This window comes from Paraburkholderia sp. SIMBA_030 (assembly GCF_046535245.1).
GTDB lineage: Bacteria > Pseudomonadota > Gammaproteobacteria > Burkholderiales > Burkholderiaceae > Paraburkholderia.
The window spans coordinates 1-251 of the sequence record NZ_JAWRXB010001161.1 but is presented as its reverse complement, the minus strand read 5'-3'; the positions used below and the strand labels follow the sequence as shown (position 1 = coordinate 251).

1 pseudogene is annotated in these 251 nt (G+C 60.2%); it reads right to left on the bottom strand.

Annotated elements, in window-relative coordinates:
• Positions 1 to 154: 154 nt before the first annotated feature.
• Positions 155 to 251, bottom strand: a pseudogene (locus SB772_RS43680) (CopG family transcriptional regulator); the annotation flags it as partial.

Below are 251 nucleotides of genomic sequence, written 5' to 3'. Positions count from 1 at the left end.
GGAACTTGCCGGCGGAGTCACGCGCTGCTTTCGCCGAATTTCAGCATCTACGCACAGGCTGGTTACCAGTTCGCTGCGGGCAACACGGATGGTGGAAGACGTCAGGGCGTGCAGGGTGATCCTGGTCTTCGTTACGCGTCGTGCCTAAGAACTGTCATCGCCGCGTACGTGAGCCGATGGTGCTCCGCGTTTTCCAGGTCACGCCGTGCTGCTCGAGGTAGTCTCTGATAAGCTGCCGCACAACCTGAGAC